The sequence below is a fragment of the Pseudomonas sp. DE0010 genome (assembly GCF_007680745.1).
Taxonomy (GTDB): domain Bacteria; phylum Pseudomonadota; class Gammaproteobacteria; order Pseudomonadales; family Pseudomonadaceae; genus Aquipseudomonas; species Aquipseudomonas parafulva_B.
In genome coordinates, this window is sequence record NZ_VEJQ01000063.1 from 1 (window position 1) to 432 (window position 432).

Here is a 432-nt window from a genome sequence, read left to right on the forward strand (position 1 = left end):
GTTGGCCACGTCGGCCTTACCGGTCAGGACCTTGCGATCAATGTTGGCCTTGCCGATTTCAGCGGTGGTGTCGAAGCGGTAGTTGCCTGCCTCTTCGCCGGTCAGCGCAACGCCAGAGCCTGTCACCGTCTTACCGACGCCAGCGTTCTTGTCGGTGAATGCACCTGTGGTGCCCGTACCGGTTACCTTGCCTTCGTCGCCATCAACCACGCCAACCAGGTCCAGATCGCTCAGCTGAGCGGTGGTGCCGCCGTCGTAGACCTTATTGGCCACCTCGGCCTTACCCGTCAGGACCTTACGATCAATGTTGGCCTTGCCGATTTCAGCGGTGGTGTCGAAGCTGTAGTTCCCGGCTTCTTCGCCGGTCAGGGCAACGCCTGCGCCGGTGACCGACTTGTTGGTGCCAGCGTTCTTGTCCACGAATGCGCCAGT

At 61.1% G+C, this 432-nt stretch carries 1 protein-coding gene; it reads right to left on the reverse strand.

All coding sequences use genetic code 11. The features are described from left to right. The coding region (locus tag FS767_RS21620) for a YDG domain-containing protein (RefSeq protein WP_256674302.1) at positions 1-420 on the reverse strand (420 nt) is incomplete at its 3' end. Positions 421-432: the final 12 nt, after the last annotated feature.